General features: G+C 61.8%; 16 protein-coding genes. 9 read left to right on the top strand and 7 right to left on the bottom strand.

Annotation, left to right across the window (positions count from 1 at the left end):
* The first annotated feature begins 45 nt into the window (after window positions 1–45).
* Both AC0ZT5_RS24910 and AC0ZT5_RS24905 read left to right on the top strand, forming a co-directional pair.
* Window positions 46–279, top strand: a complete 234-nt coding sequence (locus AC0ZT5_RS24910; protein ID WP_477288660.1) for a DUF1289 domain-containing protein — start codon at window positions 46–48, stop codon at window positions 277–279.
* A gap of 13 nt (window positions 280–292) precedes the next feature.
* Entirely contained in the window at window positions 293–997 is a 705-nt protein-coding gene (locus tag AC0ZT5_RS24905; RefSeq protein ID WP_488498601.1) for a TIGR02281 family clan AA aspartic protease, read from the top strand.
* 16 nt (window positions 998–1,013) lie between these two features.
* On the opposite strand, the gene dusA is transcribed toward AC0ZT5_RS24905, so the two are convergent.
* Both dusA and AC0ZT5_RS24895 read right to left on the bottom strand, forming a co-directional pair.
* The gene (gene dusA / locus AC0ZT5_RS24900; RefSeq protein WP_488498600.1) at window positions 1,014–2,009 is read right to left on the bottom strand and encodes a tRNA dihydrouridine(20/20a) synthase DusA; all 996 of its coding nucleotides are present in this window, start codon (window positions 2,007–2,009) and stop codon (window positions 1,014–1,016) included.
* A gap of 313 nt (window positions 2,010–2,322) precedes the next feature.
* Window positions 2,323–3,843 carry an aldehyde dehydrogenase family protein gene (locus tag AC0ZT5_RS24895; protein WP_488498599.1) on the bottom strand — a complete coding sequence of 507 codons (1,521 nt, stop codon included), beginning with the start codon at window positions 3,841–3,843 and terminating at the stop codon, window positions 2,323–2,325.
* A 147-nt stretch (window positions 3,844–3,990) separates the two neighbouring features.
* On the opposite strand from AC0ZT5_RS24895, the gene adhP reads away from it, so the two are divergent.
* Together adhP and AC0ZT5_RS24885 are read left to right on the top strand one after the other, a co-directional pair.
* Window positions 3,991–5,064, top strand: coding sequence for an alcohol dehydrogenase AdhP (adhP, locus tag AC0ZT5_RS24890; protein WP_488498598.1), 1,074 nt, complete (start codon window positions 3,991–3,993; stop codon window positions 5,062–5,064).
* A 280-nt stretch (window positions 5,065–5,344) separates the two neighbouring features.
* The gene (locus tag AC0ZT5_RS24885) at window positions 5,345–5,599 is read left to right on the top strand and encodes a potassium channel family protein (RefSeq protein WP_488498597.1); all 255 of its coding nucleotides are present in this window, start codon (window positions 5,345–5,347) and stop codon (window positions 5,597–5,599) included.
* 104 nt (window positions 5,600–5,703) lie between these two features.
* On the opposite strand, the gene AC0ZT5_RS24880 is transcribed toward AC0ZT5_RS24885, so the two are convergent.
* Both AC0ZT5_RS24880 and AC0ZT5_RS24875 read right to left on the bottom strand, forming a co-directional pair.
* Window positions 5,704–6,399, bottom strand: coding sequence for a VIT1/CCC1 transporter family protein (locus AC0ZT5_RS24880; RefSeq protein WP_488498596.1), 696 nt, complete (start codon window positions 6,397–6,399; stop codon window positions 5,704–5,706).
* 4 nt (window positions 6,400–6,403) lie between these two features.
* Complete coding sequence (locus AC0ZT5_RS24875) at window positions 6,404–6,922, bottom strand: cytochrome b (protein ID WP_488498595.1); 519 nt, start codon at window positions 6,920–6,922, stop codon at window positions 6,404–6,406.
* Window positions 6,923–7,583: 661 nt separating this feature from the next.
* Between AC0ZT5_RS24875 and AC0ZT5_RS24870 the strand changes: the two genes are divergently transcribed.
* Genes AC0ZT5_RS24870 through AC0ZT5_RS24860 form a run of 3 tightly spaced genes read left to right on the top strand, consistent with a single transcriptional unit; the run spans window position 7,584 to window position 10,142 of the window.
* On the top strand, window positions 7,584–7,886 hold the full coding sequence (locus AC0ZT5_RS24870) for an FMN-binding protein (RefSeq protein ID WP_488498594.1): 303 nt from the start codon (window positions 7,584–7,586) through the stop codon (window positions 7,884–7,886).
* 25 nt (window positions 7,887–7,911) lie between these two features.
* Complete coding sequence (locus AC0ZT5_RS24865; RefSeq protein WP_488498593.1) at window positions 7,912–8,634, top strand: FAD:protein FMN transferase; 723 nt, start codon at window positions 7,912–7,914, stop codon at window positions 8,632–8,634.
* Complete coding sequence (locus AC0ZT5_RS24860) at window positions 8,631–10,142, top strand: RnfABCDGE type electron transport complex subunit D (RefSeq protein ID WP_488498592.1); 1,512 nt, start codon at window positions 8,631–8,633, stop codon at window positions 10,140–10,142. The genes AC0ZT5_RS24865 and AC0ZT5_RS24860 overlap by 4 nt, the downstream gene beginning before the upstream one ends.
* Window positions 10,143–10,149: 7 nt before the next feature.
* Here AC0ZT5_RS24860 and AC0ZT5_RS24855 read toward each other — a convergent pair whose 3' ends face one another.
* Genes AC0ZT5_RS24855 through AC0ZT5_RS24845 form a run of 3 tightly spaced genes read right to left on the bottom strand, consistent with a single transcriptional unit; the run spans window position 10,150 to window position 12,427 of the window.
* On the bottom strand, window positions 10,150–11,493 hold the full coding sequence (locus tag AC0ZT5_RS24855; RefSeq protein WP_488498591.1) for a sensor histidine kinase: 1,344 nt from the start codon (window positions 11,491–11,493) through the stop codon (window positions 10,150–10,152).
* A complete protein-coding gene (locus AC0ZT5_RS24850) occupies window positions 11,493–12,158 on the bottom strand; it encodes a response regulator transcription factor (RefSeq protein WP_488498590.1) in 666 nt (221 codons plus the stop codon). The genes AC0ZT5_RS24855 and AC0ZT5_RS24850 overlap by 1 nt, the downstream gene beginning before the upstream one ends.
* Window positions 12,158–12,427 (bottom strand): PepSY domain-containing protein, encoded by a 270-nt coding sequence (locus AC0ZT5_RS24845; RefSeq protein WP_488498589.1) that lies wholly within the window; start codon window positions 12,425–12,427, stop codon window positions 12,158–12,160. The genes AC0ZT5_RS24850 and AC0ZT5_RS24845 overlap by 1 nt, the downstream gene beginning before the upstream one ends.
* A 185-nt stretch (window positions 12,428–12,612) precedes the next feature.
* Between AC0ZT5_RS24845 and AC0ZT5_RS24840 the strand changes: the two genes are divergently transcribed.
* Window positions 12,613–12,846 (top strand): hypothetical protein, encoded by a 234-nt coding sequence (locus tag AC0ZT5_RS24840; RefSeq protein WP_488498588.1) that lies wholly within the window; start codon window positions 12,613–12,615, stop codon window positions 12,844–12,846.
* Between the two features lie 120 nt (window positions 12,847–12,966).
* On the top strand, window positions 12,967–13,434 hold the full coding sequence (locus AC0ZT5_RS24835) for a DUF2231 domain-containing protein (protein ID WP_488498587.1): 468 nt from the start codon (window positions 12,967–12,969) through the stop codon (window positions 13,432–13,434).
* Window positions 13,435–13,478: the final 44 nt, after the last annotated feature.

Genomic DNA, 13,478 nt, shown 5'->3' with positions numbered 1-13,478 from the left:
GAGATGGAACAAGGGATTCCGGATGGAAGCCCTCAAGAGAAAGACATGACGGTCATCGAATCCCCTTGCATCCTGGTCTGTTCAATCGACATGAAAACCGGCTTCTGTTTCGGTTGTGGCCGGACGCGCGAAGAAATCGGCGCCTGGATCGCAATGACGCCCGAAACGCGCCGCTCCGTCATGGCTGAATTGCCTGCCCGGCTGGAAACGGTCGAGCGTCGGCCGCGGCGGGAAACGCGCCGCGCTCGCATGACGCGCGAACGCGACCTGCTTTCATGAGGCGACCACACAGATGAACCGGCTGTTCTGGATACTGATTGCCGCAATCGGGGTGGGAGCAGTCCTGCTTATGCTCAACGATTCCGGCGGCAGCACGCTCGGCGTCGAGAACTACGATTTTGGCCGCCTGATCTGGCTTGGCGCCTTCGGCGCGCTGATCGGCGCCGGCCTGCTTCGCTCAGGCAGGCCCCTGGGTGCCATGGCCCGCAACCTCGGCGCCTGGGCGGCCATCGCGCTCGCGCTGATCGCCGGCTACCAGTATCGCTACGAACTGCAGGATGTCGCCAGTCGGGTCACCGCAGGCCTTGTTCCCGGCAGCCCGCTGGCTCTGGGCGTCGAGGACGGCCACGCGACGGTGACACTCGACAAGGCGGACAATGGCCATTTCGAAGCCCGCATCCTGGTCAACGGCAATCCAGTGCGGGCCGTGGTCGATACCGGCGCGACCAGCACCGTGTTGACGTCCGAGGACGCCCAGGCATCCGGTTTCAATCCAGCGGCGCTCAACTACACCATACCGGTCGCAACCGCCAACGGCATGGCGCGCGCCGCGGCCGTCAAGACCGATCAACTGGCGATCGGCGGCATCGTGCGCAAGGACATGCCGGTGATGATTGCAGCACCCGGCATGCTCAGCCAGAGCCTGCTTGGCATGAACTTCATCGGCTCGTTGTCGGGCTTCGATGTGCGCGGCGACCGCATGATCCTCAGGGATTGACCCCGACCCGAATGCGTCAGGCCGCTTCGGCCGCCGCTCCACCGAACTCGACGGCTGCGAAGGCCGTCTTCAGCACATCCGGTCCGGCACCGGGCCGGGTCGCATCGGTGGACAGGATCTGGCGGTAGCGGCGCGCGCCGGGCAAGCCATGGAACAGTCCGACCATATGGCGGGTGACATGGCCAAGCCGCCCGCCCTGTTCGATATGGTGGGCCGCGTACTCTGCCATGGCATCGATCAGCGCGGCGAAATCGAACGCGCCGGACTTGACGCCGTAGAAGGCGGCGTCGACGCCGGCCAGAATACCGGGCGTGTGGTAGGCGGCGCGGCCAAGCATGGCGCCGTCGACATGGTCGAGATGCGCCCGCGCCTCCTCGATCGACTGGATGCCGCCATTGATGCCAATGAATTCGTTTCGTTCTCTGGCCTTCAGCCGATAGACGCGGCCGTAGTCGAGCGGCGGGATGTCACGGTTTTCCTTGGGGCTCAGCCCTTCCAGCCACGCCTTGCGCGCATGCACCCACAGCGCGTCGGCGCCAGCTACGAAAACACCGTCCGCCAATGTATCGAGCGCCGGCTCGGGGTCCTGCTCGTCGACGCCGATACGGCATTTGACGGTGACGGGAATCGCCACCGCCGCTTTCATCGCGGCGACGCAGTCGGCGACAAGGTCAGGCACTTTCATCAGGCAGGCGCCGAAGGCGCCCGATTGAACGCGGTCGGATGGGCAGCCGACATTGAGGTTGATCTCGTCATAGCCAAAGACTTCGCCGATGCGCGCCGCCTCGGCAAGTTTTCCGGGATCTGAGCCACCGACCTGCAAGGCGACGGGATGCTCCGCCGCATCGAAGCCAAGCAGCCGCTCGCGCGCGCCATGGATAACCGCGTCGGCCACCACCATCTCGGTGTAAAGCAGCGCACGGCTGGTCAGCTGGCGATGGAAGAACCGGCAATGCCGATCCGTCCAATCCATCATGGGCGCAATGGCAATTCTTCTCTCTATCTTATTCATTTTATTATCTTTTTTCAGTCTCAGTCCGTCCAATACCCCGTTGGAACGACTGAGTAATTTGGAACGAAACGCGCAGCCGAACGTGACCGAATTTGCGACTATGCCGACGCAAACTGAAGGCCGTTTAGCATATCACGCCGCTCACTGCACACGTGGTGCACACGAAAGCCGGTTGACCCTTGCCTTGAGCGGCATCAATTGGTGGGAGGTTTTTTCGACACCAGAGGAGCCGATCCCATGAACGCGCGCGCTGCGCCTATGGTCCGGCTGCGAGACGATGGCGCATCCCAGCGCCATCGCCCAAAGCCAATTATCAGAAAAACCCCTGCGCTTTGGTCGAGTAGCTGACCAATAGGTTCTTTGTCTGCTGATAGTGGTCGAGCATCATCTTGTGGTTTTCCCGCCCGAAACCGGACGCTTTGTAGCCGCCGAAGGCGGCATGGGCGGGATAGGCGTGATAGCAGTTGGTCCACACCCGTCCCGCCTGGATGCCGCGCCCTACGCGGTAGGCGTCGTTGCCGTTGCGCGACCAGACGCCGGCGCCGAGACCGTAGATGGTGTCATTGCCGATGCGGATCGCATCCTCGACGGTCTTGAACGTCGTGACCGACAGGACAGGACCAAAAATCTCCTCCTGGAAGATCCGCATGCTGTTGTCGCCGGTGAACACGGTCGGCTTCAGGAAGTAGCCCTTGTCCAGGTCGCCACCGAGATGGGCGCGCTCGCCGCCAGTCAGGCATTTGGCGCCCTCCTGCTTGCCGATCTCGATATAGTCGAGGATCTTGGTCAACTGATCCTCGGAGGCTTGCGCACCCATCTGCGTCGCGGCATCGAGCGGATCCCCGACCTTGATCTTTGCAACGCGGGCCACCGCGCGCTCCATGAATTTGTCGAAGATCGATTCCTGGACGAGCGCCCGCGAAGGGCAGGTGCAGACCTCACCTTTGTTGAAAGCAAAAAGCGCGAAGCCTTCAAGCGCCTTGTCGAGGAATTCGTCGTCGGCATCCATCACGTCGGCCATGAAGATGTTTGGCGACTTGCCGCCCAATTCCATGGTCTGCGGAATCAGGTGCTCGGCCGCATACCCCATGATCTGCCTTCCAGTCGTCGTCTCGCCGGTGAACGACACTTTTGAAATGCGCGGATTGGCGGCGATCGCCCGCCCGACCGACGCACCCGGACCGGTGATGACGTTGAGCACGCCGGGCGGCAGGATGTCCGCGGTAAGATTGGCGAGGATCAAGAGCGTCAGCGGCGTGTTGGAGGCCGGCTTGATCACCGTGCAATTGCCGGCGGCAAGCGCCGGGGCAATCTTCCAGGCCGCCATCAGCAGCGGGAAGTTCCAGGGAATGATCTGGCCGACGACACCCAGCGGCTCCTTGAAGTGATAGGCGATAGTGTCGTCATCGATTGTGGAAATGGAGCCTTCATCAGCACGGATACAACCAGCGAAGTACCGGAAATGATCGATGGCAAGCGGCACATCGGCGCCCCGCGTCTCGCGGATCGGCTTGCCGTTGTCCAGCGTTTCGGCCATCGCCAGCAGCTCGAAATTCTCCTCCATCCGATCGGCCACCTTGTTGAGCAGCCGCGACCGCTCGGCCGGCGACAGGCGCGCCCATCCGTCCTTGGCCTTATAAGCTGCATCGAGCGCCGCTTCCACGTCCGCAGGCGTCGACTTCGCCACCTCGACGAGGCGTTGGCCGTTGATTGGGCTGTAGTCGGTGAAATACTGCCCGTCCAAAGGCGCGACCCATTTTCCACCGATGAAGTTGCCATAGCGGGCTGGAATATTTCCCTTGGAGCGGACGAGTTCGAGGGCGTGTTGGGACATGGCAATTTCCTTGTCTTAATGCCCGGAACATTCCAGGGCCACGGAAACCCCAGCTTTATGCCCTGCCCCAAGACGCGCATTGATTTCGGTCAAAGCACCTTCCGCCCCAGTGCCTAGTCTGCCCTCATCGACAAAGGAGTTGGACTCATGGTCAAGACGATGAAGGCCGCCGTCGTAAGGGCATTCGGCAAGCCGCTTACGATCGAGGATGTGCCGGTGCCCGTGCCGGGGCCAGGTGAACTGCTGGTCAAGGTTATCGCCTGCGGTGTGTGCCATACGGACCTGCATGCCGCCTCCGGTGACTGGCCGGTCAAGCCTGTGCCGCCCTTCATCCCCGGCCATGAAGTGGCAGGCGTGGTGGCCGCGCTCGGGCCAGGTGTGACCGATTTCAAGAAGGGTGATCCGGTCGGCGTAGCCTGGCTGCACGACGCCTGCCTGAGCTGCGAATATTGCGAGACCGGTTGGGAGACGCTGTGCGAGCATCAGCACGATACCGGCTATAGCTGCGATGGCGGCTTCGCAGAATATGTCATCGCTTCGGCAGCATTCACCGCGCGCCTTCCAGCCGGTGTCGATTTCGCCCAGATGGCCCCGATCCTGTGCGCCGGCGTCACCACCTACAAGGGGCTGAAGGAGACCGAGGCACGTCCGGGCGAATGGGTGGCGATTTCAGGCATCGGTGGCCTCGGCCATGTGGCGGTCCAGTATGCCAAGGCGATGGGCTTCAAGGTCGTGGCGCTCGACGTGACACCGGACAAGCTCGCACTGGCGCGCGCGACCGGGGCGGACGTGGCCATCGACGCCCGCTCGCCAGACGCAGTGGCCGATGTCCTCAAGGCAACGGGCGGCGGCGCCCACGGCATCCTGGTGACGGCCGTCTCGCCACCGGCCTTCTCCCAGGCGGTACACATGGTGCGCCGCAAGGGTACGGTCGTCCTCGTCGGTCTTCCCGCCGGAGAATTCCCGACCCCGATCTTTGACGTCGTGCTGAAGCGCATCACCCTGCGCGGATCCATCGTCGGTACGCGACCCGATCTGGACGAGGCCATCGCCTTCGCGGCCGAGGGCAAGGTGCACGCTGAAATCACCAAGGCGCCGTTGAGCGACATCAACGCAGTCCTCGCGCGGCTTAAGGCGGGCAAGATCGAGGGCCGTGTGGTACTGGATCTCACCTTGCCGATAGAGACGAGCGCGCGGAAGACCGAAGCTGCTTATGCGTAAGGACATCCGGCGGCCGAAGATCTCCATTCAAGGCTAGGCCGCCGGCACCAGGATTGATCTCGCACAAGGACCGGGGCATCAGCGGCGTTTACGTTCCCTCGCATGATCCTCAATCTGCTCATCGGCACCGTCGTCATCAGCCTGACGGTCCTGGTCCATACGTTTGGGCTGATCGCCGTCCACCCATTCGATGGGATACCTTGTCGCCCGATTTCGTATGCACGGGCGTCACAGCCGCACGGTGGCAATGATTAGCGTGGTGATGGGGCTCTTCGCCGTCATGACCACCGAGATCTGGCTTTGGGCCGGGCTGTACCGGTTGCTTGATATTTTCGCCGACTTTGAGACCGCCCTGTATTTTTCGACCATTACCTTTTCGACGGTCGGCTATGGCGACATCGTACCTCCGCACGCATGGCGCGTGCTGGCGGCACTGGAGGGCGTGAACGGATTTCTGCTCATCGGCTGGTCGACCGCCTACCTGATCGCCGCGGGAATGCGCATCGGTCCGTTCAAGGCCGGCGAGCATTTTTGATTGAGGCTGAAACCACCACCCAACGCCGGGGCCGGCCTACCGCAGCGGTCGAACCTGGCCGCGATCGATCTGACGGGCTGCCAGTGATGAGTCGGAAAGCTGACTCAGATGGCAGTACCAACGACGGCACCAATACCGGCGGTCAGCGCCATTGCCAGCGCGCCCCAGAATGTGACACGAACCGTTGCCCTTAGCACATTGGCGCCGCCGGCTTTGGCGCCAATGGCGCCCAGAACCGCCAGGAACAGGAGTGAGGCAACAGACACCGTTGTGGCAAGCCAGACGGCCGGCGAAACAAGCACCATCGCCAATGGCATCGCCGCGCCAACCGAAAATGCAGCCGCAGAGGTCAGCGCGGCCTGGATCGGTCTGGCCGTCGTCACCTCCGAAATACCGAGTTCGTCACGAGCGTGGGCGCCGAGCGCGTCCTTCGCCATCAATTGGTCGGCGACCTGCAAGGCCAGCGTTGGCTCCATCCCACGTTTGACATAGATTTCCGCTAGTTCCCGTCGCTCGAAATCTGGCTGCGTCGCCAGTTCCCCTTTCTCGCGGGCAAGGTCGGCTTGTTCGGTATCGGACTGCGAACTGACCGATACATATTCGCCCGCCGCCATCGACATCGCCCCTGCGACCAGTCCGGCGACGCCAGCCACCAGAACATTGGAGGCCGCGGCATTGGCTGCCGCCACGCCAACGATCAGGCTGGCCGTCGAAACGATGCCGTCATTGGCGCCGAGCACGGCGGCACGCAACCAGCCGACGCGCGATACGAGATGGTTTTCATTGTGCAGGCGGCTCATGACATCACGGCGCACGCCGTCCGGCAGGTCGAAGCATTCTGACCAGCACATCCGATTTGACATAGAAATGTTGCCACAGCGCGGCTGCGGCATGCAGGCCGACGACAATGATGATCACCGGCTTGGCGAGTTCGTGAATCTCCCCCATCACTCGAAAGCTGAAGTACCATGCCAGCGCCCCGGTAGTCGGCATCCCGAAAATGAAAAGATAAAGCAGGAAATGGGCGGCCGCAGCAATCCGCTTCAGCAGGACGCTTTCTTCGGGCGGTGCCGCCGGCACGCCATTCCGTAGACGGATCGCAAACCGCCAGGTCGCCAGCACCAGAACAGCCAAACCGACATAGACATGAATGTTCGCGTTGAGGATGTCGCCAGCTGCCGGCTCGGTGCCGCGCGAGAACGCCCGGTAAGCCGGCTTGATGTCCTCACCGATTACAAGCTGCAGGACGATCAGCACCGCGATAGTCCAATGCAGCACTATCTGGGTTCCGGAGTATCCGGCCGGCTCTTGGGCAACAGTCATAGGCAGCTACCTCGTTTGAGAGAACCTTCCTACCTCGCTGCTTATGCGACAATCTTGATCCAGGACAAGTCAAGTTGTCGTCCCTTGAGCTTCGCGGCGCCCTCGCAGCTCGACCTCGGCTGACAGCCAGTTGTCAGCTTGGTCGTGGGATATTGCATTCGAAGCGGACCAGATGGGTCGCCTCTGCAAGGTTCAATGTGGAAGCACAATTTCGATGAAACAGATTGCCCTGTCACTTTTCGTCATCGCCGCCTCTGGCGCTTACGTCTGGGATCAAGCTGGCCAAGATCCGGCAAACGATATGCTTGGCTCATCTGACATGCTTGGCTCAGCGCTGCCGGCCAACGCGGCAAAGGTGCCCGCCGCGGAGCCGGCACCCACCGCGGCCTTGCCGATGTTTCGGACTTTGCCGGCGCTCGACCCTCGGTTCAGGACAAGGTTTCCGATTGCCCGGGAGACGACGGCGGGCATAGCAGTTCCCGCCGAACGGCCAAACGAGCCAGCTAAGCAGACAGTGGTTCCGGTCGAGCCTGTGGCGCCGGCTGTCACCGATCCCACGTTGTCAACGCCTTCATTCGCCATAACTCCTGCCGTCTACATACCTGTACCGCAGCAGCGGCCGGCATATCCGGAGGCGCCCGCACATGTTGTTCGGGTCGGCATGAAGCTCGCCGCACAGGCTTATGCTGACGGCGTCTACACTGGCCCGCCCGCCGATGCCTATTACGGCATCATCCAGATTCAGGCCCTCGTGCAGGGGGGACAGCTTTCGGCGCTGAAAGTGCTCAAATATCCATCCGATCGCCGCACCTCCATCAGCATCAACAGGCAGGCGCTGCCCATGCTGCGCGACGAAGCGATCCGCGCCCAAAGCGCCAATGTCGACATTATCTCAGGCGCGACGCTGACCAGCAGAGCCTTTATCCAGTCGCTGCGCGGCGCGCTGAAGAAAGCGTCGTCCTAGGTCCATGCGCGAAACGCGTATTTTGATGGGAATGCCCATTACGGTCGACGTCGGTGGCGCGTCGAGCGGTGAGCTGATCGAGACGGTCTTCGGCTATTTCGAGCACATCGACCGGCGCTTCAGCACATACCGGGCCGACAGCGAGATCTCGGCCATCAACCGCGGCGACGTTCCGGTCGTCGACTGGAGCGGCGAGATGACCGAGGTGTTTGCTCTCGCGCGGCAGACGAACGACGAGACGGATGGATACTTCGATATTCGCAAGCCCGACGGGTCGCTAGATCCATCGGGCATCGTCAAGGGCTGGGCAATCCGCAACGCGGCAGCCATCGTTCAGCGAGCCGGCATCCGCGATTTCTTCATCGAGGCAGGAGGCGACGTGCAGTCCTGCGGCAAGAATGCCTCGGGCCGGGACTGGAGCGTCGGCATCCGCAATCCCTTCAACGCCCACGAGATCGTAAAAATCGTCTATCCCCGTGGTCGCGGACTGGCAACCTCCGGAACCTATGTGCGGGGTCAACACATCTACAACCCGCATGCAATTGACAGTCCGATCCAGGACATCGTCAGCCTGACCGTCATCGGCGCCGATGTGCTCGAAGCCGATCGTTTCGCCACTGCTGCCTTCGCCATGGGCCGGGACGGCATTCTCTTCATCGAGCAGACGCCCGGCCTGGAGGGCTATGTCATAGACACCAATGGCCGCGCCACACCGACAACCGGGTTCGGAGCCCTTTGCCTGCCATGATCAAAACCATCGACCGATTTCTCGATCACCTGACCATGTACAGGCTGGTCCTCTATTATCTGATGGCGCTGGTCGGCGCCGCGTTCGTGCTCGGCTTCGTCAAGCTGATGCCACAGGATCCGATTGCGCTCGCCTTCACAATGGCTTTGGCGCTGGCCGCCTGCTGGCTCACCAACAAGGTCTTTGCGCATGTCTTCGCGGTCCCGGCCAACAACGAGTCCGTCTACATCACCGCGCTCATCCTTGCGCTCATCCTCGATCCGGTAGCCACCACCGACATCAAGGGAATCGCAGCGGTGGCATTCGCGTCCGTCTGGGCGATTTCATCCAAATTCATTCTCGCCATCGGGCGGAAGCACCTTTTCAATCCGGCTGCGCTGGGCGTAGCGCTGTCCGCGCTGCTGCTCGACCAACCAGCCACCTGGTGGGTTGGTGGCAATCTGCCGTTGCTTCCGCTCGTTCTCCTCGGCGGCATGCTCATTGTCCGCAAACTGCGCCGGCTTGATCTTGTCTTGACCTTTTTTGTCGTGGCGCTGGCGACCATTCTGGCAACCGGCGATCCGTCGCAGTACTGGACCGCACTTACGGAGACACTGGGTTCGTCACCTCTGCTGTTGTTTGCCTTTGTGATGCTGACCGAGCCGCTGACGGCACCGACGATGCGATGGCCGCGCGTCGCCTTTGCCGCCATCGTCGGCTTTCTGTTTGCTCCCAACATCCATATCGGCTCGTTCTATTTCACACCGGAACTGGCGCTGCTCGCCGGCAACCTGTTTGCCTATGCGGCAGGACCCAAGGGACGCTTCGTGCTGACGCTCGAACGCATCGAGCAGTCGGCCGTCGATAGTTTTGACTTCATCTTCCGATCGCCGCGCAAGCTCGCCTTTGAGGCCGGCCAGTATCTCGAATGGACGCTTGGCCTCGATCGTGCCGACAATCGCGGCAACCGCCGTTATTTCACGGTCGCATCGGCGCCGACAGAGGAAACAGTCCGCCTCGGCGTCAAGTTCTATCCGCAATCGAGCGCCTTCAAGCGCGAATTGATGACCATGAAGCCGGGCAGCACGATCCACGCCGCGCAACTGGCCGGCAATTTCACGCTTCCCGCCCGGCGTGAAACCAAGATCGCGTTCCTGGCCGGTGGCATCGGCATCACGCCGTTCCGCTCGATGCTGCAATATCTCCTCGACCGCAAGGAGCAGCGACCGATCGTCATCCTCTACGGAACCGAAGGCCAGCAGGACATCGCTTATCGCGAGGTGCTTGGCGCGGCCAGACAGGAGCTTGGCATCAAGACGATCCACGCTGTGGCGCGCGGTGGCGAGCGCGGGCAATATCCCGGATACATCGACGAGCGCCTGATACGTCTGGCAATACCCGACTACCTCGAGCGCACCTTCTACATTTCCGGCCCGCAGGCGATGGTCAAGGCGCTGCGCCAGAAGCTGTTGGCCATGGGCGTTCGCCGATCGAAGATAAAGGTCGACTATTTCCCGGGTTTTGCCTGATGCACACTCAACCGTGTCGCGGCAAGGAAATGGTCACCACCAGGCCCGGATCGGCGTTGGCCATGGCAAGGCGTCCATCATAGGCTTCGACGATGTCGGAAACGATGGCCAGGCCAAGACCGCTGCTGCCGCCCTTGCTGTCAAGTTGGACGCCGCGCGACAAGGCGGATTCGCGATCGGCATCTGGTATACCTGGGCCATCGTCGGCGACGGTAACGATCACATCGGCAGTCGTGGCTGATGCATCGACACGGACTGACGACTTTGCGTAGCGCGCAGCGTTTTCGATGAGATTGCCGAGGATTTCTGACAAGTCACCTTCGTCAATCGGCGCCGCCAGTTCCGCGGCGACGTCCATCTTGAACGAGAGCTGCTTGCCACTTGGCGTCCGTTTGACGACGGCAATGATACCAGCCGCAACGTCCGAGACCCGGCAGGATGCCTTGCCGGAGACACCCGGCGCGAGGCGGGCGCGCGCGAGTTCCCGCTCGACATGGCGCCGGATCGCTCCGGCGCTCTTCTCGATCTCATCGGCCAGATTCGTCTCGCCTTTCTTGCGCAACGCACGGATGTCGGCCGACAGCACTTGCAGTGGCGTCTTGAGGCCGTGCGCCAGATCGGTGGCGCGCGAGCGCGCTCGCACTAGGGCCTTCTCCTGGGCATCGAGTAGCCGATTGATTTCGTCCGCGAGCGGCTGCACCTCGCTTGGTGCCACCACATCGAGCCGTCCCGTTCGCTGCGCAATCACGCTTCCGACAGCGACCCGCAAGGTCACCAGCGGTGCAAGGCCGATGGTGATCTGGATGAAAAACGCGGCCATGAGGACTGCAGCGAGCATCAAGAGAGCCGGAGCGAGATCGCGAACATATTCGCTCACAGAGACCTCAACGGTTCGATGATCTTCCGCCACGATGGCGCGGAAGGAGCGGCCTCCGGCATCGATGATCGTGCGCTCGACCGCAATACTGAGTTCTCCTCCCGGGCCCGTGAACTCCTCGACCGTTCGCAGCCCACCACTTGCGCTCCGGGCAGGCAGGAGCAGCTTGGCGTCCCACAAGGATCGAGAACGCTCGAGGCTGCCGGTGGCGATGTCCTCCACCTGCCAGTAGTAACCGGACAGTGGATTGGCAAACCGCGGATCGGTCAGCACTGGGGTCACGACAAGGTGGCCATCGCTTGTGAAGGTCGTTGCGCCGATCAACTCGTTGAGGTCGACCGTCAGTTCGCCCACCACGCGGCGCTCCACATGAAGTTCGAACAGATAGCGCAAGCCGGCGCCGGCGATGCCGAGTGCGACAAGAATCGAGATTGTTGCCGCCAACCACAGCCTGAAGCGGATCGAATTGCCCATCAGGCGGCATCATCGGGCATCAGATACCCGAACCCGCGTCTTGTTTCGATGACATCGCTGCCGAGCTTCCGTCGCAACCGCGCTACAATGACCTCGATCGCGTTCGGATCGCGGTCGTTGCCCGAATCGTACAGATGCTCAGCCAGTTCGGTCGGCGCCACCACCCGCCCTGCGTGATGCATCAGAAACGCCAGGAGCCGGTACTCCAGCGGCGACAGGGAAACGGGAATGCCGCGCAGCGAAATGCGCATCTGGCGCGTGTCCAGAAGCAGCGGGCCGGACCTCAGAACGGGTGCCGCCTGCCCCGCCGAGCGCCGCAGGATGGCCCGCAACCGGGCGAGCAGTTCTTCCATTTCAAAAGGCTTGGGAAGATAGTCATCCGCACCGGAGTTGATGCCCTCGACACGCTCCATCCACATTCCCCTTGCGGTCAGGATGAGAACCGGAAACCGGCGGGCGTTGGCTCGCCAACGTTTCAAGATCGTGAGGCCATCGAGCTTGGGCAGTCCGAGATCCAGAATCGCGGCGTCATAATTCTCGACATCGCCCGCGAACCAGGCGGCTTCACCATCCTTTACAACATCGACCGCCATTCCGGACGCCTTGAGGGCAGTCGCGATATCGGCAGCGATACGGGGCTCGTCTTCGGCGAGGAGTATCTTCATCAGTCACCCTCCCCATCGCGCATAATGACTCCGGCACCGGCGTCGACGTCGACAGTCCTTCGCCGGCCATCGGCACCGACGACCTGGAACCGGTAGACCCATCTGTCGGCCTTGCGAATGAGCTCGACCGCAACAACGTCGCCGGGGGCTTTGGCGCGGACAAGGTCCAGTATATCGGCAAGGCCCTTGATTTCGCCGTGCTCGTACAAATCCCGCGCCCGGTCATGGTCGCCGTCATCGTCCTCTTCGGCACGGGCACCGACAGGCATGGCCAGGACAAGTCCAGCGAGACCCAGCACCGCCAAACACTTCAACTGGCTTTTCATCGGCAAGGCATGTCGCACGTTCAAGCTTTCAATTTGCTGTCAGTCATCCTCAGCCCGCAGCAAGCAAAGGGTCCCTATCAAGGCATTATCGCGTCCAATCATGGCCGCGCCGAGAAGGATACCAGACCATGCGCAATTCCATGTTTATCCTTGCAGCACTTGCAGGCCTCACAATCTTTGCCCTGCCGGCGGCCGCTGAATCGGACGAAGGATCATGTGGGGCGCCATCGTCTGTTGTCCCATCCGGCCCGATCGACCTGCAGGCCATCCCAATGCAGGACGCCACCACCCCGAAAGCCATCAGGGGGGATGACGATGCGTGCGACGACCGGCAGGGCGATGAGGCCGACGACAACGACTAGATCTCTGGTTCGCGGCGCGTGGCACGCCACAGCACATAACCCGCGCAAATGTCGTCGGCCAAGGCTCGCTGCGAGGCCGGCAATTATCCAAAGTGCCCTACCAATTTCTGGAGAGTTTTCGTGGTCCCCATTCAACACATCCACCCCGTTCTTGTTCATTTTCCCATTGTTCTGATCTACACGCTTGCGGCTATCGACCTTGTGGCGCTGGCTGGCGGCAGCGCCGTCACCAGGAAATCGGGCGCCGGCACGATCTCAACGTCTTTAGCCCTGGCTGCCGGGGTGTTCGCCATTGGGACCTGGTTCTTCGGCGGTCTTGCCCTTGATCACGCCGAAGCGGCCGGCTTCAGCAGCGATATCGCGGAAATCCACGAAAGCCTGGGAGCTATCACAGCCTTTGCCTTCCTGATCTGGGGACTTGTGAGGCTTGCGCTTTGGATGCGGAATCGCGAGTTTCGAGCTGTAACGATCGCCATTCCCCTGATTGAAATTTGCGGAGCGGTGCTGGTCACTGCGACGGCCTACTATGGTGGACTGCTTGTCTACGAACTTGGGGTGAATGTCGCCAAGACCGCGATCGCTGGTTGACCGGCGGGCGCCCGTCGTTCGCGACCTCAGCTTTGGACCATTTG

It is taken from the genome of Mesorhizobium sp. CNPSo 4670, from assembly GCF_057784235.1.
The sequence above is the reverse complement of the archived record's forward strand: the minus strand, read 5'-3'. Positions and strand labels throughout refer to the sequence as shown.

What these genes read in the sequence shown, in the direction of transcription:
- AC0ZT5_RS24910 (WP_477288660.1), top strand. Translation starts at nt 46, where the DNA reads ATGACGGTCATCGAATCCCCTTGCATCCTGGTCTGTTCAATCGACATG.
- AC0ZT5_RS24905 (WP_488498601.1), top strand. Translation starts at nt 293, where the DNA reads ATGAACCGGCTGTTCTGGATACTGATTGCCGCAATCGGGGTGGGAGCA.
- dusA (WP_488498600.1), bottom strand. Translation starts at nt 2,009, where the DNA reads ATGAATAAGATAGAGAGAAGAATTGCCATTGCGCCCATGATGGATTGG.
- AC0ZT5_RS24895 (WP_488498599.1), bottom strand. Translation starts at nt 3,843, where the DNA reads ATGTCCCAACACGCCCTCGAACTCGTCCGCTCCAAGGGAAATATTCCA.
- adhP (WP_488498598.1), top strand. Translation starts at nt 3,991, where the DNA reads ATGGTCAAGACGATGAAGGCCGCCGTCGTAAGGGCATTCGGCAAGCCG.
- AC0ZT5_RS24885 (WP_488498597.1), top strand. Translation starts at nt 5,345, where the DNA reads ATGACCACCGAGATCTGGCTTTGGGCCGGGCTGTACCGGTTGCTTGAT.
- AC0ZT5_RS24880 (WP_488498596.1), bottom strand. Translation starts at nt 6,399, where the DNA reads ATGAGCCGCCTGCACAATGAAAACCATCTCGTATCGCGCGTCGGCTGG.
- AC0ZT5_RS24875 (WP_488498595.1), bottom strand. Translation starts at nt 6,922, where the DNA reads ATGACTGTTGCCCAAGAGCCGGCCGGATACTCCGGAACCCAGATAGTG.
- AC0ZT5_RS24870 (WP_488498594.1), top strand. Translation starts at nt 7,584, where the DNA reads ATGAAGCTCGCCGCACAGGCTTATGCTGACGGCGTCTACACTGGCCCG.
- AC0ZT5_RS24865 (WP_488498593.1), top strand. Translation starts at nt 7,912, where the DNA reads ATGGGAATGCCCATTACGGTCGACGTCGGTGGCGCGTCGAGCGGTGAG.
- AC0ZT5_RS24860 (WP_488498592.1), top strand. Translation starts at nt 8,631, where the DNA reads ATGATCAAAACCATCGACCGATTTCTCGATCACCTGACCATGTACAGG.
- AC0ZT5_RS24855 (WP_488498591.1), bottom strand. Translation starts at nt 11,493, where the DNA reads ATGGGCAATTCGATCCGCTTCAGGCTGTGGTTGGCGGCAACAATCTCG.
- AC0ZT5_RS24850 (WP_488498590.1), bottom strand. Translation starts at nt 12,158, where the DNA reads ATGAAGATACTCCTCGCCGAAGACGAGCCCCGTATCGCTGCCGATATC.
- AC0ZT5_RS24845 (WP_488498589.1), bottom strand. Translation starts at nt 12,427, where the DNA reads ATGCCTGTCGGTGCCCGTGCCGAAGAGGACGATGACGGCGACCATGAC.
- AC0ZT5_RS24840 (WP_488498588.1), top strand. Translation starts at nt 12,613, where the DNA reads ATGCGCAATTCCATGTTTATCCTTGCAGCACTTGCAGGCCTCACAATC.